Consider the following 17,933-nt stretch of genomic DNA (forward strand, 5'->3'; position numbering starts at 1 on the left):
ATGGACAGCTACGCCGCCTTTACGATCTCGACCAGTTCAACGTCGAACACCAGATCCTGCCCGGCCAGTGGATGGTTGCCGTCGAGCTTGACTCTGGCGTCGTCCACTTCGACGACTGTTACCGGCATGGGTTGCCCGTCGCGGGTTCTGACCTGCAATCGAGTGCCGATATCGACGTTGATGTTGTCTGGCACCTTGGCGCGGTCGATGGTCACGACCGCTTCGGGGCGGTGGGGGCCATAGGCGGCGTCGGCGGGAACGGTGACGGTGCTTCTCGCACCCACCTCCATGCCCTCGACATGGGTTTCAAGACCGGAGATCACCTGTCCTTCACCCAGCGTGAATTGCAGCGGTTCGCTGCCGGAGGCATCGAATTGAGTGCCGTCGACTAGGCGTCCATTGTAGTTGATGCGCACGGTGTCGCCATTCTTGGCCTGTGTCATAGCAGTCATCCTTTCGGAAGTTTTTGAGGGGGCCGGCTGAGGTTCACGGTCCCGTTCTCGATCATCCACGCACTCAGGTGCACGGCGCGAAACCCTAAAACTAGGTGCCTGGCCGCCGATGTAAACCCAAAATGCCGATTGATTATCCAGAGCGCCTCTTACCGATCGACCATGGCCATGGCGCGCTCGGTGTAGCGCGGGCCGGAGATCTTTCCCGGCGCGAGCGCCTCGTCGAGCGCGGCCATCTCAGTGGCGTCGAGCATCAGCGATGCGGCGGCTACGTTCTCCTCCAGATATCTGATCCGCTTGGTGCCGGGGATCGGCACGATGTCGAGGCCGAAGCCGTTGCCCTTCGCCAGCAGCCAGGCCAGTGCTATCTGTCCGGGCTTGACGCGGCGGGCCGTCGCAATGTCGCGCACCTTGGCCGCCGCCTCGACATTGGCGTCGTAGTTCTCGCCCTGGTAGCGCGGGTCGTTGCGGCGATAATCGCCTTCGGAATAGTCCTCCGCACGTTTGACCTCGCCGGTGAGAAAACCACGGCCGAGCGGTGAGAACGGCACCAGGCCGATGCCGAGTTGTCTAAGCAGCGGGATGATCTCCGGCTCGAGATTGCGCTCCCACAGGGAATACTCGCTCTGCACCGCCGACACCGGATACACTGCATGCGCCCGGCGGATGTTGGCCGCACCCGCCTCCGACAGGCCGAAGAAGCGCACCTTGCCTTGCTCGATCAGTTGGCCGACGGCGCCCGCGACATCCTCCATCGGCACCGCCGGATCGACGCGGTGCTGGTAGAGCAGATCGATATGGTCGATGGCGAGCCGGACGAGCGAGGCTTCCACGGCCTCGCGAATGTGCTCGGGCCGGCTATCGGTTCCGACCTGCTTGCCGTTTTCGATGCGGAAGCCGAATTTGGTGGCGATGGTCACCTGGTCGCGCTTGCCCTTCAACGCCCGGCCGAGCAGGGCTTCGTTGATGTAGGGGCCATAGACCTCGGCGGTGTCGAGGAAAGTGCAGCCAAGCTCGATGGCGCGGTGCAGCGTGGCGATGGATTCGGCCTCGTCGGCCGGGCCGTAGGACTGGCTCATGCCCATGCAGCCGAGGCCGATGGCCGAGACCTGCAGCCCCTGGCTGCCGAGCTTGCGTGTTTTCAGGGTCATCGGGGCGCTCTCCGGCGAGGTTGCAGAAACTATGGCGTTGGCTGATTTTGTCGACACGCCTTACTCGACAAGGATGTGGGCTTCACGCGCGGCTTCGACAAGCGCCTCCCTGGCGATCTCGGCGGCAACATCGCCGCTCGTCGCCCGGCGGCAGGCGCGCAATGCCGATTGATGTTTTGGACTGCCGGCGTCACGCCAGTGTGTCGTGAGCAATTCAATGGCTTGCTGCGTGTTGGACAGATGGCGGATGGAACCGGTGACACCGACAGACACCGCCACGGGTTTGGAAAACCATGCAGTTTGCATTGGAACCTCGACTGGCTGAAGCGATAAACGCTTTGGGCAGTCCAAGGTTTCGTCACTCTGGCGTGAAAGTTCCGAAGCAGGCGTTTCAACGAACCATCCACATCGAGAGACGCCCGGTCTGTTCGCCTTTCGGCGTCACTCACATGTTCGAGGCGACGTCGCGGGTGGGCGGTGGTTTGGGCTTGTGGGCAGCACGCTGCCTTGTCGTTTGTTCGGCGAAGCGGGGCGCGGCCTTGACCGTGTTCACGGTATTGGGCGATTGCGCCTTGCGGCGCTTGAGCCAGCTGGATGACAATTCGGCAAGGAGACTGCGCAGGTCTTTCACGACGTCCTCCTCTTGTAAGGCGACAGGATAATTTCCGTCAGTCCAACTTGTTCCGCCGGAAAAAATCGTCCCGACCAAACAGAAGATTCTTGCCGTCGAAAGCGGCCCAGCATCACCTGCCAATATAGGCGGCCAGTTCGTCCGGCGTCCCATTTGGGAAGGCCTGTTTCAGGAAGTCCAGGAAGGCCGACACGCGCGCGCTGAGCAGCCGCCGGGATGGGTAGAGCGTCCATAGAGCGATCTCGGGGCCGTCGATATCGCCCCAATTCACCAGTGTACCGTCAGCCAGGTCGTGGGCCACCAACGAAATGGGAAGCCGTCCAGCGCCGACGCCGGCTCGCACAGCATCCCGGACCATGATGAGCGTTGACAAAACGAGGACGGGCTCGATTGTAATTGTTGACCGGCCACCTTGTGTCTTCACGTGCCATGTTTGCGGTTCGCCTGCCCCTCGCGCAACGCCAGGGGCGGCGCGCTGACCGGTCGTGCGAGGAAGGTCGGGGCTCGCCACGACAATCAGACGGTCGCGGAGAAACGCCCGTCCGACCAGGCTTTCGTCGGGATCTGGATTGACCCGGATTACCAGATCGTAGCCTTCCTCGATCATGTCGACAGCCCGGTCCTCAGTCGTCACTTCAAGCCTCACCTCCGGATATTTGAGGGCAAACCCCGCGGCGATCCTCCCCATAGCGGTCTGCGAGAAATGGAGAGGTGCGCTGATCCGCAGTCTGCCCTTGGGTCTCTGACCGCCCGAGGCAATCGCCGAAGCCGTCTCGTCCAGTTCGGCAAGCAATGCCCCCGTCCGCTCGAAGAGCGCCCGTCCTTCTTCGGTCAGCTTCAGGTTACGCGCACCCCGTTCAAACAGGCGCAGATCGAGACTGCTTTCCAAGTCTCCAACGCGCCGGGACAGCGTTGCCTTGGGCCGGCCGGTGGCCCTTGCCGCTTTGCCGAAGCCACCATGGCGGGCAACGAGATTGAAATCGGCCAGCGCAAGAAGATCCATGAGTGTTCCACCAGTGGGACGGTGCGTCCAAAATATCCGTCTGTTGGACTGTTTGTGAGCCGCACATATTGGGCGTGTCAAGCAACCCAACAGGAGAAATTCCCATGACCATTCTCGTTACCGGCGCCACCGGCAATATTGGCCGCCAGGTCGTCGAACACCTCGTCAAGCGCGACGCCGATGTCCGTGCTCTCGTCCGCGATCCGTCGAAAGCCGGCTTCCCGGCAGGCGTATCCGTCGTGCAAGGCGACTTTCTCGATGTCGATTCGCTGCGCAAAGCCATGTCTGGGGTTTCCACGCTGTTCCTCTTGAACGCCGTGGTTCCGGATGAATTCACCCAGGCTTTGGTCGCGCTGAACGTTGCCCGATCGGCCGGCATCGAGCGGATCGTCTATCTCTCGGTGATCCACGCCGACGTGTATGTGAACGTGCCGCATTTCGCGGGCAAGTTCGGCGTCGAGCGAATGATCGAGCAGATGGGCTTCAAGGCTACGATCTTGCGCCCGGCCTACTTCATCCAGAACGATCTGATGGTCGAAGACATCATCACCGGCTACGGCACCTATCCAATGCCGATCGGCGCCAAGGGTCTTGCGATGATCGACGCCCGTGATATCGCCGAGATCGCCGCCCTTGAGCTGCTGCGCCGCGAACAGTCCGCAGAGCCGCTTGCGCTCGACCGGATCAACCTCGTCGGTCCGCAGACACTGACCGGGACGGACATCGCCGCCATCTGGTCAGACGTGCTCGCTCGCCCGATCAAATACGGCGGCGACAATACGGAAGGTTTCGAGCAAAATCTCAAGCAGTTCCTGCCTGCCTGGATGGCGTACGACATGCGCCTTATGGGCGAGCGGTTCTTGACCGACGGGATGCTGCCTGAGGCCGGCGACGTCGAGCGACTGACGGCGCTTCTGGGCCGCCCACTGCGCCCATATCGCGACTTCGCCTCGCAAATCGCGGCCTCCGCCTGAGCAGCTATCTGACTACTAGGACTATCATCATCTCCAGAAACAAGAACAGGGCGCCACTCGAGGGGGCACCCTGCCTTGTAGTCGAACGCGGCTACGACAAAACAGCGCTTCTGCGCCCGCTCCCTACTGCAGGGAGGCCGGGTGTGGCAGATCGACCGAGGCGTTTAGACGTTCGCCATCCTCGCCAGCAAGGCCATCCACGAACATACCGGCCATGCCGTCGAATTCAATTGCCACGCCGATGAGTTGCGCGGCCTGCAGGACCAGATATTCGATGTCTTCGAGGGCGACGTTCTCGGCCAGATTCTTGACCCTGACGTGTTCGGCCACCGCCGTGATGTTGACGATGCCGGTCTTCTTGAATGCCATCAGGACCGCTGAACTGACGTCACCGCGCAGTTGCGTCGAGTAATTGTACCGCATAGAAACCTCCCAAAGGGAACGGTTTTCTCTCCATAGTCGACCATGCGCCGGCTGCTCAGCGATGGCAAGTAACAATATAAATAATATCCAAATAAATCAATTAGTTAGCATAGTTACACAAATGCATGTCCAGCGCCGAATCCTCATCATGCGCGTGATGCGTCATTCACCCATCGCACGCTCTTGACGCGTTATGCGGCCTATCCTAACTATAAGTGGAGTGAGGTAGATACTAACTCGACGTATTCTTGGTCTTGAGCGAGAAAAGCGCCATGGCTGAACTGGAACGCCCCGAACGACTGCAAATCATGCTGACATCTGACGAACTGGCCGCGCTGGAAAACTGGCGCTTTGACAAGCGCATGCCGAGCCGCTCGGCCGCGGTTAGGGAACTGCTGCGGCGCGGTTTGGCCTCGGATGGGTTCCTGACGGCGGAGCAGGGGGCGAAGTCGCAGGATTTTGGCATCTTGCCTGCGGACGGCAACGGGATTGCCGACAGCGGCAAGGAATAGGCGCGGCCGCCGGTCTGCTGGTCGCGACCGGCGGGCAGAGTGCCGGCTGGTATGCCGGACCCTGACTGCTCTCGGCTCTACAGGATATTGGTCGTCACTTCGACGACGATGGCGGCACCTTCCAAGCTGCCGTTGGTCACATGCACGACACGCGATACCCGCAGATCCTGCGCATTTCCGTTGATCGACAGGGAAACGCTTTCGCCGATCCGCGGAACCGCCTGGAAAACGGCATCGGTGGCTTCCGGCCGGTTGTCGATGGATATGCGGCAGTTGACGGTCATGAGATGTCTCCTGGTCTGGCGGGTGCCCCGCCCATCAACGCAGGGTCCGCGAAATGGTTTCAGGAGCGCCAGATGCAACTTAATGGCGCCCGAATTCGTAGAGCAGTAATTGCTCCATTGTTCATCGTAGCGGAGCAGCAGGCTCGCCGGGGAGGCGTTGGGGTTGCCCCGGCGAGCTTGACCCTCGTTGCCATCGGCGTTGCGCCACCATGACCAGCGTCAGCGTTGATGATGGCCAAGCTTCGGCGGATCGCCTCTAATCATTTTGCGGCCCGCGGCACGAGATAGCTCGTCGCAGCGCCGTTCCCAATGCCTCGCGTGACCACGACCGTGGTGTAGTCTGTCGGAAGTGAAGCAGTGACGGTGGGATCAATTGACCGGCACCTTCCGACGATTTCGCCGTTGGGCGAGCTTGCCAACCTGTCGGCCAAAGACGCTCGGCATTGATCGAGGGATGCGTACAGTGTCGGCGCCATATCGACGGGTTTGCATATTGACGCCTCTCCTTGGCTGCAGGAGAGCAAAAGCATCACTGCCTGGGTTGCTAGATCCATTCTCTGAACTCCACGTCGAACGAGGCTCAACGTGGAAGTGCGACCTTGGTTTCGCTGTTGCTAAAAAACGGATTCGTATTGCCTGGCGGGCTCATGGGCTCGAACCACGGTTCACGCTTCAAAGGCAGTTCCTATCACTTCTCCCCTCGGGCGTGGCGTCACCGAGGTGAGAGGGGGACGAGTTTCGGTGCCCGCAATTCCCCGGCCATTTTTGCCGCCTGGAAAATTGTCAGCAAAACCAGGATTGGCTCACCTTCAGTCGGGTTGATGGTCAGGACCACACGGCCAAGCTCGTCGCTCATGCCGCAAGACCAGTCCTTGACCGCAATCATCTTTCTCCCGGACATATCCATCTCCCGGACGGGAGGCACCTCGCGGGCTACACCGTCTGGAGCTGTTCGATAGAACCTTCGCCTGACATTGCAGTCAGCCGTACGGCGGCAAATGCTGCCAAAATCATGAAAACCGCAGTGATGTTCAGGAGCATTGTCGAGGCAAAGATGCCCCCGCTCTGGTCAAAACAACTCAGTTCCATGGCGCTGCACCCCTTCAAGCCGCTAACAGCTTGCATGATGATCCTGCTTCAAGGGAAATACAAGCATATGCTAATAAGCATGGGTTGGAGCGGTTTCTCTGGAGGATCAGGTGAGCTTTCTTCGCCCCCGGCAAAAACCGAAAAAGGCCTACCCGAACAGCGATCGGTTCGGAGAGGACGGTCGGCGGCTCTATAGTGCCTACGCCAGCACAGATCGAAAGCAGCCGGTTAAGACCCGCAAGCAGAGACACCTGGCGCTGATCTTGGGTGGGGCGGCAGTCACTGCCATAGTGAGCGTGTTGATGTATTTGATATCGGCGGGCTAGGCCATGCGCGCCGCTTCGGCTCTCTGTGGTCGAGGCCTGCAAGCGCTTGATTTTGGTTCCCGCTCATGGGCTCGAACCACGATTCACGCCTTCAAAGGGCGCTGTCCTACCATTAGACGAAGCGGGAGAAAGCAACTGCGCCCACACCCCTAGCCGGTTCGCGCGCCGGGATCAACGCGGTGCAGCGGCAAAGGCTGCTGGCAAGCGACATCAGTTCGGGAAGTTGTTGACCGGTTCCTCGCAGCGGTAGACCGGACAGCTTCCGTCACGGGTCGGCACGTAGGCCGACATCGGTACCTCGGGCCAGTCGCATTCGTTGCCGAACTGCCTGACATAGCGGTCATAGGTGTTGGGGCCGGTGGTCAGCACCACGGCGCGATGGCTTTGGATCAGTTGCTGGAGTTGGTCGCAGCTCATCGTGCGGGTATCGGGCCGAGCGTCGGCCAGGCCGGTCGCGGCAAGCAGGATCGCTGCCGTCATCGAGGCAATTCGGCGGATGGGCATGGCGGTTTCCTCAAGCTGATGTGTCACGCCAAACTCGCATCCAGGCCGGTGGTTCCGCAACAGCCGGCTGGCCGTCTTCGGCGCGCAACCAAATGGTCCGTCGCGCATTGCTGGGGATGGATGGCAGGAAACCCTACGAGACCCCGCAATGGCGGCCCGGAAACGGAGATCGCGAAGCTATGTGCTGTTCCTTTTGCGGCGGCCGCGACCACCGCTATGAGGATTGCCCGCAGCGGGACCCCGCCGCCAATCCTCCCTTGGATGCTCCCGACCGTGTCATCCCCAAACCGAACTGATTGTGAGTTGGCTCCCGGGCGCTACTTCGAGCCCGCGCAATGCCGCGTGCCGATTGCAACCAAAATGCTCCGCCACGCATTGCTGGGCGTAGGCCCCAAGGGCGGTTGCGAGACCGCGAGACGCAAGGCGGTCGACGTGATGTGGGGAAGGTGGGGGCAATGACGGAATTGGCAAGCAGCGGCCTGATCCATATCACCGCCGATTCTCGGCTGGCGGCGATCGTCGAGTCGTCCTTCGACGCCATCATCAGCAAGGACCTGAACAGCGTCATCACCAGTTGGAACGGGGCGGCGCAGCGCATGTTCGGCTATGCTGCCGAGGAGGCTGTCGGCCGATCCGTGCTGATGCTCATTCCCGACCATCTCAAGGATGAAGAGGCCGATATCATCGGCCGGGTTCGCAATGGCGAAGTCGTGGCCAGCTATGAGACGATCCGGCGACGCAAGGATGGCGGGATCATTGCCGTTTCGCTGACCGTCTCGCCGATCAGGAATGAATCGGGCGAGATCATCGGCGCCTCCAAGATCGCCCGCGACATCACCGCGAGCAAGGAGAGCGAGCGCCGGATCCGGCTGTTGCTGCGCGAAGTGAATCATCGCGTCAAGAACCAGTTCGCGGTGATCCTCTCGATGGTCAGGGAGACAAGCAAACGCTCGACCGATCCACGCGAGTTCGAGGCGCTGATCCGCTCCCGCATCATGGCGCTGTCGCGGTCGCACGATCTGCTGGTGAACTCGGAATGGGCCGGCGCCAGCCTTTTCGACCTCATCCAGGAGCAGCTCAAGCCGTTCGGGCACGAGGAGCAGGTATCGCTCTCCGGACCGCTTTTGACCTTGCAGCCGAACGCCGTGCAAAATCTCGGCATGGCATTTCATGAGCTCGGCACCAACTCGTCCAAATACGGCGCTCTGGCTGGTGATGTAGGGCGGCTTGAGATCACCTGGCAGATCGCCGCCGGTGTTTCGGGAAAGCGGGAAATCCATCTCGTCTGGGACGAGACGATGCCGGTGTATGAAGGGGACCGACGGGACGAAAGCACACGCAAGGGTTTTGGCACCGTCGTCCTGCAGCGGGTCGCGCCGCAATCGCTGAACGGCTCGGCGGTGCTGGAGCGCAGCCCCGGCCATCTCAGTTGGTCGCTGACGGCGCCGCTGGACTCGATCATCGTCCCGCAGCTCGGCGCCGAAATCCCTGCTGCCGAGCCCGAGCCGTCCTTCGGCCCTTGAGGGCTCACCGGCGCGAAAGGATCTTCTGGGCGGCATGGCCCGGTTCGCCGAAGAAGCCGGCCAGCGCGTCGACGGTCTGCGCCGGATTCTCCTCGGGAAAGAAATGTCCACCTGGCATCGCCTGGCCGCGCACGTCATCGGCCCAGCCGCGCCACAGCGCCAGCGGCCCGCCTTCGCCGGCATACCATTCGGCCAATGCGCCTTGACCGCTCCACAGCGCCAGCAGCGGGCAACGGATGCGCCGGCCGGCGGCCTTGTCCGAACGGTCGTGCTCGCGGTCAAGCGTCGCCCCTGCCCGGTATTCCTCGCAGATTGCATGGATGTGGGAAGGGTCGCGCAAGGCATCGACATAGGCCTGACGCACCTCGGCTGGAAACGCCGATGGTGATGAGCCCCAGCCGCTCAGCGCATTTTCGATGATCGCCTCGGCAGCGCCAGCCAGGATCGTTTCCGGCAACGGCTCGGGCTGCGCCAGCAACGACCATGGCCAATAGCCCAGCGCCAGCCTGGCGTCGGCTCGATCCCAGACATCGGCCGTGGCTATGATGTCGAGCAAGGCGAGCTTTTCGATGCTGTCGGGATGATCAAGCGCCATGCGGTAGCCGACACGCCCGCCGCGATCATGGCCGGCGACCATGAAGCGGCTGAAACCAAGTTTTTCCATCAGCGCCACCATGTCGGCGGCCATGGAGCGCTTGGCGTAGGGCGCGTGATCGGGAGTGGAGGCCGGACAGGAACTGCCGCCATAGCCGCGCAAATCGGCGCAGACGACGCTGAACCGGTCGGCCAGGACGGGCGCAATGTCGTGCCACATCAGATGTGTTGGCGGAAAGCCGTGCAGCAACAGCAACGGCGGCCCGCTACCGGCACGCAGGCAGAATATGCCGGCATCACCGGTGTCGATTTCCGCGCTTTGAAACTCATCGAACATAGTCGCCTCCGGCACGCGCAACGGGCGGCGAACGGATTTGGTTGCAACACGGCTGGCGCGCAAGCGGCCAACCTTTTTCATCGACAAGCGTTGTCCCTGTGAAGGCAAAGGTCGCGCGGGCGGCCGTGACAGGAAGAAGGAGGCCGAGATGAGAATTCTCGCCATCGTCCCATTCAGCCTGATGCTGGCGCTGGCAATGCCGGCTACGGCCCAGCAGCAGGACGACAGCCAGGCGCCGCAGGCCGACAAATGCCGGGTCCAGACGGAGCAAGACGCAAAACAGGAACAGCAGCCTGGCAGCGACAATCTGACGGAGAAGCTCAACGATTGCGGCGGTGTGCTGAAACCGCCCGCCACCGGCGACCAGGGAATGGCAGCGCCGGCGCCCGATGAAGGCAAGATGCCGGTGATCAAGCCGGGTCAGGTGCCGGCTCAGCCGCCGAAACAATAAACGCAGGCTCGCCGGTATCATCGCTCAAGCTAATGGAACCTCGGTTTCCTAGGAACGTTTCTCTCACGACTGGAATTTGGAGAGATTATTGTGAGAGATATTGCGACCACGGCCACATTGCTTGCCTCGATTGCCGTTGTGATTGCTTTGGTTCTGCTGGCGCCAAAGAGTTTTGGCTTCGAAAGCTCTAACCCGATCGTACAGGGCGAGCTTCCCGCCGAGTGATCAGACCGATTTTGCACCAAAAAGCAGGCGAGGCACCGTGCCTCGCCTGCTTCTTGGTGCCTTACCGAACCAGCACGCCGGCATGGTTGCAGAGCGCGGCGAACGCTTCCTGCGCCTCGGCGGCACCCGCCTTGCCTTCCAACGCTGCTTCGACCTGTTCGCGCGCGGCCTGATAGAACGGGCCGCGCTTGGCCTGCGGCCAGTCGATGAGGATTTCGCTGGCGTCCCCGAGCGTGGTGATGTCGCGGATCGTGTCGGAGCCATGCGGTCTGATCCGCATCGGCGTGGACAGCATCAATTGGGCCATGTCCCGTTTCCGGCTACTGGAGGAATTTTGCTTCGCGCGCGGCGTCGATCATTGCCCGCATCGCCTTTTCCGGCGGCGTCCAGCCGTCCAGCGCGTCGCGACAGCTGCGCAGCGCCGCCCGGTATTGCCGGCCCTGGCCGGCCGGCCAGTCGCCGAGGCATTCCAGGCCTTCCCAGGCACTGCGCACGACGCGCTCACGCTCGGGGGCAAACTTCAACTTGATGGGTCGGGGAAACATCTTGTCGTTCAACGGTCGTCTCCGTGACTGATGCATGTCGCCCAAAAGTGCACAGCGGTTTTGGGGAAAACGATATGCACAAAGAACGAGGCGCCGGATAACGTCGCCGGCAGGGGTGGGTTCCCTGCCGGCGAGATCAAATCTCACTCGGCCGCGTCGGCATCCGACAGCGACCTCGGCGTCGGCACTTCGGCGTCGTGCGCCGCCGGCCGGTCATGCTCGAACTGTTCGGTGTCGGGCAAGGCATGCAGCCAGGTCTCGCGCCTTGAGGTCCACAATTCATATTCGGGTACGAGATCGGTCGGCGCGATGTCGAGGCTGCCGATCGTCACCTCGGCCTCGTTGTCGTCAACCCAGGCGACGCGGCCACCGCAGGTCGGGCAGAAGCTGCGTGTGCCATAGGAACTGACAAGGCCTGTCGTCTCGAAGGCCTCGCGCGGCCAGATGGCAAAGGCCGAATAGACCGAGCCGCCGGCCTTGCGGCAATCCTTGCAATGGCAAAGACCAATGCGCAGCGGCGCACCACTGACCGAGAACTGCACGCCGCCGCACAGGCAACTGCCGGTCCTGCGTATGGTGTCGGACATGGCAACCTCCGTCATTGCGTGGCGCTGCGGGCGGGCGGGACAGGTGTCCGAAACAGAGCCGGATCGGCTCGTCCGGGACAGAGCCGGATTGGCTCGTCCGGATTGAGCCCCGTCCCGATCCCGGGAAAAGGCTCTAGCCGCGCGCCGCCATATGGGCATCGAGCTTCTTGCGCGATGGCCCGTAGCGCTTGATGATGGTCTGCGCCTCGCTTGGCGGAATGCCGTATTTGCGGGCAAAGGCGGCGACCTCGTAAGGCTCTTCGCTCGAGACCAGCTTCCTGTTTCGTCTTCGACTTGTCGTCAGCCATCCCAGGCCTCACTTTCTGTTGTCGGGGAAACGCGCAGCCGTCGGCGCCCGATCCCGCGATCAACAGGACATAACACAGATCGACGTCGCTGGTTCCACCGGCACGACAATAACGCCATGCCCCGCCAAACGCCGCCAGGTGCGGCTACGGCTTCGCAAGCCTGTATCAGGCCGATGGCCGCATCGGGTCGGCGTCGGAAAGGTGGTCGCCGTCACATTCGGAACAGGCGGTGCTGACTCCGGGGCAGCCGCGCTGGTGCGTGCCGGCGGGGCAGCAATTGCCATTGGAACTCGTCCAGCGCGGGCATTGGAAGACTTGGCCGGCGCCGCCGCAGCCGCTGCATTCCAGTGCCGTCGACCGGACGGCAAGGGATTTTATCCTGAACCTGAGGTTCGTGCCCAATTTCAAACCCGCCCGAATTAACTGCACCGGTACACGCCTGTGCATTAGCCCCAGCTAACAATAGCACAATCGCGGTTACCAACAAGTTTCATGATCAAGGGATGCACCGATGATCAATGCCTTGGCCATGTCCATTTCCCCCTTCGAGCGGGCAATAATATACCGTCAGCCGGCAAACCGAAAATCGGTCCTGCCGGCACGGTGCATGGTTTCAAGAGGCATCCCGGATCCCTGGCGGAGCGCCTGCATCGCGCTTGTCGATTAAAAAATTGGCCTGATGTGTCGGACCTGGCGATCGTCGCGCGTCCTAGGAGCGACCAACCTGCAAAGCTGGAGAACGAGCATGTCGTCGCAAATCACCCAATCGCCGTGGCAGACCGCGGCCCTTCTCATCGCCCGGCTGATCTTCGCGGGCGTCTTCCTGATGGCCGTGACCTTCAAGTTCATGGGCATGGAGGCGACCGCCGGCTATATCGCCGCCGCCGGCTTTCCGTTTCCGCTGTTCCTGGCCTGGTGCGCGGCGATTCTGGAAGTCGCCCTGGTGCTGTGCTTCCTGACCGGCGCCTTCTTCACCCAGGCGGCCCTGATCGCCGCCGCCTATGTGCTGTTCCTCGCCTTTGCCTTCCACGGGCCCAGCCACTGGGCCGGAAACCAGGCCGAGTTCGGCTTCTTTATCGACCATTTTTCCTTCCTGGCCGGGCTGCTGTTTGCGGCGGTGCACGGGCCGGGCCGGGTGCTTTCGCTAAACCTGGGATGGCCGGGCAGGGCGTGAGCACCATGCGGCGCGGTCGCGAAAGAATGGCCTGGCTATTCCTGCGTCAGGCGCTCGCCATACTCACGCCAAAGCGCCTTCACCTCCAGGCTGCCGAGGCGAGGGGCCGAAGGATCGCTCGAGGTGATGGCGACGGCGCTGATATCGTATTGGGGATAAGCGTGGGCGACGAAGCGGATCGCTTCGCCGAGCGAACGCACGCGGATGACCGGGTCGGCCTGGCCCTGGCCGGTGCTGCGCACCCCGGAAACCGTGGCCGGTGCATGCCGCACCCTGAACACGGATGCCATGGCTGGTCTGTCCATCGTCTTCTCCCACAAGGGCGTGTGACGGGAATCATTCCATGCGTGTTGGCTAATGATTTCACAGCCGTCGGCCAAAAACCAGCCAGCCGGCAAAAGCGGGATTTCCGCGGGGTTGCCAGTGTCGGTCCGTCGTCCTGGAGCCCTCATAGCTGGTCGTTGTAGGGTTCCTTGATCTTGCCGACCATGCGGGCCAGCTTCGAGAAGGAGGGCATGTCCGCCTCCGGCTGGCACTGATTGGCGAGGCCCAGCAGCCGGATCGGGAAGTTGACGGCGTCACGGCTTGAAGCGGACATGCCGTCGGATCGCTCCTGACTGGTTTCGCCGGCCTCGGTCTTGCGCAGCGCCAAATCGATTTCCTCCGCCGTCAGCACCCCTTTTTGAACCAGGAGGTGGTTGATAGACGCGACGGCCATCAGCAGGCCTTCGAGTTGAAGATTGGCGACATTCATGGTGATTGCTCCCGTGGCCAGAGCAATTCCAGGAAAAATGTGAAACGGTTTTCCGTCCGGAATTGCGCCAGATCCAGATCGAAACGCGCGAGCGGCGTTTTCGCTCCGGAGGGCGCGGCGAGGCTATGCCTTTGCAGATCTTCAGGATCGCCCGGAAAAGCGGTATAGGAATTTTTTCTTAGAGAATCGTTGACGGGTGAGGGCAGCTTTGCATTCCAGACGCTGAACCCTATCGTTGGAATCAGCGACATAGTGCTCAGCTTCTACCAATCCGACGACATCGTCGGGGATATCCGGGACGCCACGCAAGACATCATCGACCAGGCCCAGGCCGCGGCCAATGTCGCGGCCGAGGCGATGACAACGGTGATCGATCCGCAATTCGCCACGCTCGCGGCCGCCCAAGCGTTTTCCCCGGTGATCGCCCCGACCTACATCCGCACCGCGTTCTACGACAGCCATCAGGTGGCGGGCAGCGGCGCGGTTTATCGGAAGAACGGGACCACGGCTGGGGATCTGGTGATCACCTTGAGCGATGGCTTGACGCTCGCGGGGTATACGTTGTCAGGCACGCCTCTTGCTTCACAGAAAGGCGCTCGCAAGAATAACTACAATGACGATGCGCCAGCCGTGCAGGCGGCGCACGACCTGGCGCTGGGCGGGGTCAGGCTGCCAGCCGGTTCCTACAAAATGGTGCCAGGTTCGGTCTCACCTTTCACCTTCGGCAATTTCCCTTCGGTGAATGTCTATCGTGCGGTTGCGCTGACTGCGGACAATGTTACTTTCAGTGGCGATGAGGCGGTGTTGCACGGCGTGAGCCGGGCTAGTGTTATCGCGGCGGATGTCCAGCCGGTCTTCTCGACTGACAAGAACATGACCGTCGGCGCCCGCAAGAACATCACGTTTAATGGTGTTACCTTCGATCCTGAAAATAATGCCGATGCCACGAACAGCAACCAGCGTTTTGTCTATGCAGTCGGCGTCGACGGACTGAGGTTTCTTGATACCAAGGGTGGTTCCAGCGGCAGCCGGCGTGGCTACTACGCCCACATCCAGAACAGCAAGAATGTGCAGGTCGACGGGCATAGTCACCAGAAGGTGACGGGCGGTTTCAATGTTCGCTATGTCGACGGCTTCGTGATGACGAATTTCCTTTTCGAAGATTTCTCGGAAGCGATCGATCTCGACGGCGCCAGCCAACGTGTCGTAATCCGGAATGGAGTGTTCAAGTCGACCTCGCGCGTGAACCAGTGCATCGACGTCAACGATCAGGTCGACGCTTCGATCGGCGATTTTTCAGTCAACAACGCGGGAAATATCGTCACCGTAAACTATAAGACGACGACGCCCGATACCTTTGCGGAATATGTTGCAGGCACGATTGTCAGGAATTTCCAGGTCGGGAAGCGCATCCTTCTGTCAAATATCTCCGGCTCGGCGGCCGGTTCAGCGGCCATTCCGGCTTTTTACATCGGGTGGGATTGGTCGGCAGGGAATCATGCCGGAGCGGCCCCCGTGCAGGACATTACCCTGCAGAACATTGTGCTCGACGATCACGGCTACTTCGATATTCGCGAGGCGGTCAACCTGAAGCTCAAAGACATTACCTCCTACCGGGCACAATGCGGCTTCAACCATGCTGTGAACTGTATTTCGGCCGCGTCGAATGCCGATCAGATCGCCTGGTCTGATCTCGACGTCGATATCGACGGACTGCGCATCGAGGCATCTGACAAAGGCGGCCTGAATATTTCGACACCTTCACAGGCAAAGGTTCGTCGGCTGATCACGCGGGGCAACAACACGCTTGGTGGCACATTTACGGATCTAACAATCACGGGGCTCGCCACTCGCGCCGGACGCGCTTCGGTCGACGAGTGCGATATCGGCGGCAATGTGGTGCTGAACGGCGACAGCACCGCCGTAGCGGCTTGGGCTGGTGACACGATCTACAAGCGCAACGCTATTGTTACCAACGGTGGGAATTTCTATCGCGCGACAGCGGAGGGGAAATCAGCAAGCAGCGGCGGGCCAACCGGAACGGCTCTTTCTGTCACAGATGACGGTTCGGCATCGATTGCCGTGTGGGCGGCGTCGACGGCTTACGCTGTGGATGCAGTACGATCGAGCGGTGGCGCGTATTTCATCTGCGTGACGGCAGGCACTTCGGCGGTCGCAGGTGGTCCGGCTGGGACGGATCATCGGATCGCCGATGGCACCGTGGTTTGGCGGCCATTTGGCGGCGCGGTGAAGTGGGAATATCTACTTTATCCGTATTCTCTTAGATGGGGGAAAAACAATCATGTCAGGGGAACGGTTACACTCCAAGGTGACGCGCAAAAGTACATATTCGGCGAAAGCATCGCCGCTCAACTCGGCGATTACGCTGCAACCGGGTTGATAAACAAGAGCATGTTCGTAGCGCGTCGCCGTGGCCGGATTGTTCGAGCCAGCTACCAAGTGACTGCCGATGCGACCGCCGATGCGGCCAATTACAGGAACCTGATTTTGCGACGCCTCCGGGCAGGTGCTTCGGCAAACGTGTCGACCATTGATACCAGCGCAACAGGGCTGACTGCCTTCGTCATGCGCGACGGCGCTGTTACTGCCAACTCGGCTGGCGCTGACCTGGAGCCGGGCGACATCATATTCGTCAACTCGAACTCAGCCGGCACAGGCAGGGCTCTGACGGGACTTGGCGTGACAGTTGAGTTCATTGAGTTTTGAGCCGCAATCGGGACCGCCCTCGGCAAGCATCGGAGGTGCTTTCAACGTTGATCGGCGGGCAGCGTGAGTCGCGATCACTGCGGAAAATGAGGACCATGTCTAGCGAGCCCACGTGGCGCTGGCCGGCAACTTTATTTGGAGGGCGTCAGCATTTTGCGTTTCGTATGATAATAATGAAGGGTGCTATTGCACCTGTCGCCAAGAATCAAAGAGGCGTTCGAATGCGGTCCATTCGCCAACTCTGGTTCCCCACGTTGGTCTTTCTAGCCCCGGTGCTCTTCTTCGCGGCTTCTCGAACCGACTATGCGAATTATGTCTCATATGCTTTGGAAGGCGATATTGTCGCCTACTCGAGAGATTTCGCCTATGCGACCAGGGCAACGTTCCTAGTCTATATGACGGCTGTGGCGCACGAGCCCGTATTCATCGCCATGCATTGGATATACGCCAACCTGGGGTTTTCTATCTCTGACAGCATGCTAGCCAACAGCATGGTCATGGTTTCAGTCTACTATCTTTACTCGGTCAGACAAAGCGATAGCGTAGTGCTAGGTGCGATATCGACTGTCGGCCTAATCATGCTGCCATGGTTCGAGCAACTGGGCCAAAACACGTTGCGTCAAGGGTTTTCGCTTATCTTCATTCTCGCATTCTTCCTAGCGATCAATGACGGCAAGAAGTACCGAGCAATTTTCTTTGCCGCCTTGGCGATTGGTAGTCACTATAGCGCTATTCTATTCGTTGCAATCTATGTCTTGGCAGATTTTGTTCCTCGCTCAGGAAAATTTATCGTTGGCGTAGTTTCCTTGATTTTCGCGGGCTACATTACCAACTCCATCTCTGGTATTTCCAATATAATAATCGGCCCGATTTTGGCGCAGGTAGGTCTGTACACTCAGTACTCTTCCGACGTGTTTATGAGTTATCGGGTAGGGTTTAAGGCTTTGTTTTTTGCCTATTCGCTAGTTCAATGCGTCGCAAGTGTCTTGTTGATCAAGAGGGCGGCAAAGAAGTCAGATGAGCGCTTGGGAAAATATTGTATCCTCATGACCGTTATCTACATGTTGGCGAGCGGACTACCTTACTACAACCGGGTCGCCATGATGCCGATGCTTTTGCTCCCGGTGGTGCTCGTGACGCTGTATGCTCGTATAACCGCGCCGCGCCGTTTTTTTCGGCGCACCGATCCCAGTACTGAAACTCGCTCGTCCAGCCGCTGGCAAGGCGCCTAACTCATATCCACGGCTTGCCCGGTTTGGGCCCTTCATCGGCTCGGAGTTCTTGCCTTGATCATCATTTGAGCATCGCTCTGCGCATCGACTGACGTGCCGCGTGCGGTCTTCTCGTCTCCTCGATCGT

The 17,933-nt window shown here is 60.5% G+C and carries 26 protein-coding genes and 1 tRNA gene; 8 read left to right on the plus strand and 19 right to left on the minus strand.

What is annotated here, in order from left to right; translation table 11 throughout:
* Positions 1-8: 8 nt before the first annotated feature.
* From C8D77_RS08060 to C8D77_RS08080, 5 genes are all read right to left on the minus strand, one after another.
* Positions 9-443 (minus strand): FKBP-type peptidyl-prolyl cis-trans isomerase, encoded by a 435-nt coding sequence (locus tag C8D77_RS08060; RefSeq protein ID WP_109660882.1) that lies wholly within the window; start codon positions 441-443, stop codon positions 9-11.
* A gap of 158 nt (positions 444-601) precedes the next feature.
* Positions 602-1,603, minus strand: coding sequence for an aldo/keto reductase (locus C8D77_RS08065; protein ID WP_109660884.1), 1,002 nt, complete (start codon positions 1,601-1,603; stop codon positions 602-604).
* Between the two features lie 60 nt (positions 1,604-1,663).
* A complete protein-coding gene (locus C8D77_RS08070) occupies positions 1,664-1,909 on the minus strand; it encodes a DUF982 domain-containing protein (protein ID WP_109660886.1) in 246 nt (81 codons plus the stop codon).
* 139 nt (positions 1,910-2,048) lie between these two features.
* Complete coding sequence (locus C8D77_RS37535) at positions 2,049-2,234, minus strand: hypothetical protein (RefSeq protein WP_170136679.1); 186 nt, start codon at positions 2,232-2,234, stop codon at positions 2,049-2,051.
* Positions 2,235-2,346: 112 nt separating this feature from the next.
* On the minus strand, positions 2,347-3,237 hold the full coding sequence (locus C8D77_RS08080; RefSeq protein WP_109660888.1) for a LysR family transcriptional regulator: 891 nt from the start codon (positions 3,235-3,237) through the stop codon (positions 2,347-2,349).
* Between the two features lie 104 nt (positions 3,238-3,341).
* On the opposite strand from C8D77_RS08080, the gene C8D77_RS08085 reads away from it, so the two are divergent.
* Positions 3,342-4,211: an SDR family oxidoreductase gene (locus C8D77_RS08085; RefSeq protein ID WP_109660890.1), complete on the plus strand. Its 870-nt coding sequence runs from the start codon at positions 3,342-3,344 to the stop codon at positions 4,209-4,211.
* 123 nt (positions 4,212-4,334) lie between these two features.
* Here the strand turns inward: C8D77_RS08085 and C8D77_RS08090 are convergent, their stop codons facing one another.
* Positions 4,335-4,634, minus strand: coding sequence for a hypothetical protein (locus tag C8D77_RS08090; RefSeq protein ID WP_109660892.1), 300 nt, complete (start codon positions 4,632-4,634; stop codon positions 4,335-4,337).
* A gap of 272 nt (positions 4,635-4,906) precedes the next feature.
* On the opposite strand from C8D77_RS08090, the gene C8D77_RS08095 reads away from it, so the two are divergent.
* A complete protein-coding gene (locus C8D77_RS08095) occupies positions 4,907-5,146 on the plus strand; it encodes a hypothetical protein (RefSeq protein WP_109660894.1) in 240 nt (79 codons plus the stop codon).
* A gap of 77 nt (positions 5,147-5,223) precedes the next feature.
* Here C8D77_RS08095 and C8D77_RS08100 read toward each other — a convergent pair whose 3' ends face one another.
* From C8D77_RS08100 to C8D77_RS08130, 5 genes are all read right to left on the minus strand, one after another.
* Positions 5,224-5,430: a hypothetical protein gene (locus tag C8D77_RS08100; RefSeq protein WP_109660896.1), complete on the minus strand. Its 207-nt coding sequence runs from the start codon at positions 5,428-5,430 to the stop codon at positions 5,224-5,226.
* Between the two features lie 712 nt (positions 5,431-6,142).
* Positions 6,143-6,316, minus strand: coding sequence for a hypothetical protein (locus C8D77_RS08110; RefSeq protein ID WP_164548732.1), 174 nt, complete (start codon positions 6,314-6,316; stop codon positions 6,143-6,145).
* A 47-nt stretch (positions 6,317-6,363) separates the two neighbouring features.
* Entirely contained in the window at positions 6,364-6,555 is a 192-nt protein-coding gene (locus C8D77_RS08115; RefSeq protein WP_109660901.1) for a hypothetical protein, read from the minus strand.
* Positions 6,556-6,898: 343 nt separating this feature from the next.
* A tRNA-Gln gene (locus C8D77_RS08125) sits at positions 6,899-6,972 on the minus strand.
* An 83-nt stretch (positions 6,973-7,055) separates the two neighbouring features.
* The gene (locus tag C8D77_RS08130) at positions 7,056-7,349 is read right to left on the minus strand and encodes a hypothetical protein (protein ID WP_109661437.1); all 294 of its coding nucleotides are present in this window, start codon (positions 7,347-7,349) and stop codon (positions 7,056-7,058) included.
* A 455-nt stretch (positions 7,350-7,804) separates the two neighbouring features.
* Between C8D77_RS08130 and C8D77_RS08135 the strand changes: the two genes are divergently transcribed.
* The gene (locus tag C8D77_RS08135; RefSeq protein ID WP_109660905.1) at positions 7,805-8,872 is read left to right on the plus strand and encodes a PAS domain S-box protein; all 1,068 of its coding nucleotides are present in this window, start codon (positions 7,805-7,807) and stop codon (positions 8,870-8,872) included.
* Between the two features lie 4 nt (positions 8,873-8,876).
* On the opposite strand, the gene C8D77_RS08140 is transcribed toward C8D77_RS08135, so the two are convergent.
* A complete protein-coding gene (locus C8D77_RS08140; protein WP_109660907.1) occupies positions 8,877-9,803 on the minus strand; it encodes an alpha/beta hydrolase in 927 nt (308 codons plus the stop codon).
* Between the two features lie 148 nt (positions 9,804-9,951).
* Between C8D77_RS08140 and C8D77_RS08145 the strand changes: the two genes are divergently transcribed.
* Positions 9,952-10,254 (plus strand): hypothetical protein, encoded by a 303-nt coding sequence (locus C8D77_RS08145; protein ID WP_109661439.1) that lies wholly within the window; start codon positions 9,952-9,954, stop codon positions 10,252-10,254.
* A gap of 90 nt (positions 10,255-10,344) precedes the next feature.
* Positions 10,345-10,479, plus strand: coding sequence for a hypothetical protein (locus tag C8D77_RS38795; protein WP_274533679.1), 135 nt, complete (start codon positions 10,345-10,347; stop codon positions 10,477-10,479).
* Between the two features lie 61 nt (positions 10,480-10,540).
* Here C8D77_RS38795 and C8D77_RS08150 read toward each other — a convergent pair whose 3' ends face one another.
* The 4 genes from C8D77_RS08150 to C8D77_RS08165 form a co-directional block, all read right to left on the minus strand.
* Entirely contained in the window at positions 10,541-10,786 is a 246-nt protein-coding gene (locus C8D77_RS08150) for a DUF982 domain-containing protein (protein ID WP_109660909.1), read from the minus strand.
* A 13-nt stretch (positions 10,787-10,799) separates the two neighbouring features.
* Positions 10,800-11,036: a DUF982 domain-containing protein gene (locus tag C8D77_RS08155; RefSeq protein WP_109660911.1), complete on the minus strand. Its 237-nt coding sequence runs from the start codon at positions 11,034-11,036 to the stop codon at positions 10,800-10,802.
* Between the two features lie 131 nt (positions 11,037-11,167).
* Positions 11,168-11,611 (minus strand): GFA family protein, encoded by a 444-nt coding sequence (locus C8D77_RS08160; RefSeq protein ID WP_109661442.1) that lies wholly within the window; start codon positions 11,609-11,611, stop codon positions 11,168-11,170.
* 133 nt (positions 11,612-11,744) lie between these two features.
* Positions 11,745-11,924 (minus strand): DUF3606 domain-containing protein, encoded by a 180-nt coding sequence (locus C8D77_RS08165; protein WP_109661443.1) that lies wholly within the window; start codon positions 11,922-11,924, stop codon positions 11,745-11,747.
* A 740-nt stretch (positions 11,925-12,664) separates the two neighbouring features.
* Between C8D77_RS08165 and C8D77_RS08170 the strand changes: the two genes are divergently transcribed.
* Complete coding sequence (locus C8D77_RS08170) at positions 12,665-13,093, plus strand: DoxX family protein (protein ID WP_109660913.1); 429 nt, start codon at positions 12,665-12,667, stop codon at positions 13,091-13,093.
* Between the two features lie 35 nt (positions 13,094-13,128).
* Here the strand turns inward: C8D77_RS08170 and C8D77_RS08175 are convergent, their stop codons facing one another.
* The 3 genes from C8D77_RS08175 to C8D77_RS08185 all read right to left on the minus strand — a co-directional run bounded on the left by C8D77_RS08175 (position 13,129) and on the right by C8D77_RS08185 (position 14,098).
* The gene (locus C8D77_RS08175; protein WP_109660915.1) at positions 13,129-13,398 is read right to left on the minus strand and encodes a hypothetical protein; all 270 of its coding nucleotides are present in this window, start codon (positions 13,396-13,398) and stop codon (positions 13,129-13,131) included.
* Positions 13,399-13,541: 143 nt separating this feature from the next.
* Positions 13,542-13,847 (minus strand): hypothetical protein, encoded by a 306-nt coding sequence (locus C8D77_RS08180; RefSeq protein WP_109660917.1) that lies wholly within the window; start codon positions 13,845-13,847, stop codon positions 13,542-13,544.
* Positions 13,844-14,098, minus strand: coding sequence for a hypothetical protein (locus tag C8D77_RS08185; protein ID WP_109660919.1), 255 nt, complete (start codon positions 14,096-14,098; stop codon positions 13,844-13,846). The genes C8D77_RS08180 and C8D77_RS08185 overlap by 4 nt, the downstream gene beginning before the upstream one ends.
* A 1-nt stretch (position 14,099) precedes the next feature.
* Between C8D77_RS08185 and C8D77_RS37540 the strand changes: the two genes are divergently transcribed.
* Positions 14,100-16,574 carry a hypothetical protein gene (locus C8D77_RS37540; protein ID WP_170136680.1) on the plus strand — a complete coding sequence of 825 codons (2,475 nt, stop codon included), beginning with the start codon at positions 14,100-14,102 and terminating at the stop codon, positions 16,572-16,574.
* Between the two features lie 95 nt (positions 16,575-16,669).
* Positions 16,670-17,806, plus strand: coding sequence for an EpsG family protein (locus C8D77_RS08195; protein WP_170136681.1), 1,137 nt, complete (start codon positions 16,670-16,672; stop codon positions 17,804-17,806).
* Positions 17,807-17,933: the final 127 nt, after the last annotated feature.

Origin of the sequence: Mesorhizobium loti (assembly GCF_003148495.1) — a bacterium.
Lineage (GTDB): Bacteria > Pseudomonadota > Alphaproteobacteria > Rhizobiales > Rhizobiaceae > Mesorhizobium > Mesorhizobium loti.

What these genes read in the sequence shown, in the direction of transcription:
- C8D77_RS08180 (WP_109660917.1), bottom strand. Translation starts at nt 13,847, where the DNA reads ATGAATGTCGCCAATCTTCAACTCGAAGGCCTGCTGATGGCCGTCGCG.
- C8D77_RS08150 (WP_109660909.1), bottom strand. Translation starts at nt 10,786, where the DNA reads ATGGCCCAATTGATGCTGTCCACGCCGATGCGGATCAGACCGCATGGC.
- C8D77_RS08115 (WP_109660901.1), bottom strand. Translation starts at nt 6,555, where the DNA reads ATGCAAGCTGTTAGCGGCTTGAAGGGGTGCAGCGCCATGGAACTGAGT.
- C8D77_RS08090 (WP_109660892.1), bottom strand. Translation starts at nt 4,634, where the DNA reads ATGCGGTACAATTACTCGACGCAACTGCGCGGTGACGTCAGTTCAGCG.
- C8D77_RS08170 (WP_109660913.1), top strand. Translation starts at nt 12,665, where the DNA reads ATGTCGTCGCAAATCACCCAATCGCCGTGGCAGACCGCGGCCCTTCTC.
- C8D77_RS08100 (WP_109660896.1), bottom strand. Translation starts at nt 5,430, where the DNA reads ATGACCGTCAACTGCCGCATATCCATCGACAACCGGCCGGAAGCCACC.
- C8D77_RS08135 (WP_109660905.1), top strand. Translation starts at nt 7,805, where the DNA reads ATGACGGAATTGGCAAGCAGCGGCCTGATCCATATCACCGCCGATTCT.
- C8D77_RS08175 (WP_109660915.1), bottom strand. Translation starts at nt 13,398, where the DNA reads ATGGACAGACCAGCCATGGCATCCGTGTTCAGGGTGCGGCATGCACCG.
- C8D77_RS08065 (WP_109660884.1), bottom strand. Translation starts at nt 1,603, where the DNA reads ATGACCCTGAAAACACGCAAGCTCGGCAGCCAGGGGCTGCAGGTCTCG.
- C8D77_RS08060 (WP_109660882.1), bottom strand. Translation starts at nt 443, where the DNA reads ATGACACAGGCCAAGAATGGCGACACCGTGCGCATCAACTACAATGGA.
- C8D77_RS08110 (WP_164548732.1), bottom strand. Translation starts at nt 6,316, where the DNA reads ATGATTGCGGTCAAGGACTGGTCTTGCGGCATGAGCGACGAGCTTGGC.
- C8D77_RS08185 (WP_109660919.1), bottom strand. Translation starts at nt 14,098, where the DNA reads ATGTCGCTGATTCCAACGATAGGGTTCAGCGTCTGGAATGCAAAGCTG.
- C8D77_RS08080 (WP_109660888.1), bottom strand. Translation starts at nt 3,237, where the DNA reads ATGGATCTTCTTGCGCTGGCCGATTTCAATCTCGTTGCCCGCCATGGT.
- C8D77_RS08070 (WP_109660886.1), bottom strand. Translation starts at nt 1,909, where the DNA reads ATGCAAACTGCATGGTTTTCCAAACCCGTGGCGGTGTCTGTCGGTGTC.
- C8D77_RS08160 (WP_109661442.1), bottom strand. Translation starts at nt 11,611, where the DNA reads ATGTCCGACACCATACGCAGGACCGGCAGTTGCCTGTGCGGCGGCGTG.
- C8D77_RS08195 (WP_170136681.1), top strand. Translation starts at nt 16,670, where the DNA reads ATGTCTAGCGAGCCCACGTGGCGCTGGCCGGCAACTTTATTTGGAGGG.
- C8D77_RS08140 (WP_109660907.1), bottom strand. Translation starts at nt 9,803, where the DNA reads ATGTTCGATGAGTTTCAAAGCGCGGAAATCGACACCGGTGATGCCGGC.
- C8D77_RS08085 (WP_109660890.1), top strand. Translation starts at nt 3,342, where the DNA reads ATGACCATTCTCGTTACCGGCGCCACCGGCAATATTGGCCGCCAGGTC.
- C8D77_RS08145 (WP_109661439.1), top strand. Translation starts at nt 9,952, where the DNA reads ATGAGAATTCTCGCCATCGTCCCATTCAGCCTGATGCTGGCGCTGGCA.
- C8D77_RS08095 (WP_109660894.1), top strand. Translation starts at nt 4,907, where the DNA reads ATGGCTGAACTGGAACGCCCCGAACGACTGCAAATCATGCTGACATCT.
- C8D77_RS08130 (WP_109661437.1), bottom strand. Translation starts at nt 7,349, where the DNA reads ATGCCCATCCGCCGAATTGCCTCGATGACGGCAGCGATCCTGCTTGCC.